This window comes from Ureibacillus sp. 179-F W5.1 NHS (genome assembly GCF_045369345.1).
Lineage (GTDB): Bacteria > Bacillota > Bacilli > Bacillales_A > Planococcaceae > Ureibacillus > Ureibacillus halotolerans.
In genome coordinates this window covers 1-608 of sequence record NZ_JBIQFG010000113.1, presented here as the reverse complement: position 1 = coordinate 608, position 608 = coordinate 1, and the positions used below count along the sequence as shown (strand labels likewise).

The following is a 608-nucleotide window of genomic DNA, read 5'->3' as shown; positions in this document are numbered from 1 at the left end:
GGGGCCTTAGCTCAGCTGGGAGAGCGCCTGCCTTGCACGCAGGAGGTCAGCGGTTCGATCCCGCTAGGCTCCACCAACCATAATAAAGATCCTGGCGGCGTAGCTCAGCTGGCTAGAGCGTACGGTTCATACCCGTGAGGTCGGGGGTTCGATCCCCTCTGCCGCCATCTTTAAGGACCTTTAGCTCAGTTGGTTAGAGCAGACGGCTCATAACCGTCCGGTCGCAGGTTCGAGTCCTGCAAGGTCCACCATAGAAGTATAAAACGGAGGAATACCCAAGTCCGGCTGAAGGGATCGGTCTTGAAAACCGACAGGCGGGTTAAACCGCGCGGGGGTTCGAATCCCTCTTCCTCCGCCATTTCAAATTAAATAAATGATAGTATTATCGCGGGGTGGAGCACGAACGAATAGGCATCGTAGCTAAGCTTCAGCGTAACGATTTCGCAAACTTCTTGAGTTGCTATACGAAATCGGGACGGGTTCAGGAAAATCTGAATGCGTCATGTAAAGTCAGTATTATTAAATAAATATTATTATCGCGGGGTGGAGCAGTTCGGTAGCTCGTCGGGCTCATAACCCGAAGGTCACAGGTTCAAATCCTGTCCCCG

The 608-nt window shown here is 52.3% G+C and carries 4 tRNA genes; all 4 read left to right on the top strand.

Annotated features, from left to right (window positions below):
- Positions 1 to 76: transfer RNA gene (locus tag ACH0B5_RS18075), tRNA-Ala, on the top strand.
- 17 nt (positions 77 to 93) lie between these two features.
- A tRNA-Met gene (locus tag ACH0B5_RS18070) sits at positions 94 to 167 on the top strand.
- Positions 168 to 174: 7 nt separating this feature from the next.
- Positions 175 to 251, top strand: a tRNA-Ile gene (locus ACH0B5_RS18065).
- A gap of 14 nt (positions 252 to 265) precedes the next feature.
- Positions 266 to 358 (top strand) — tRNA-Ser (locus ACH0B5_RS18060).
- The last annotated feature ends 250 nt before the right edge of the window (positions 359 to 608 follow it).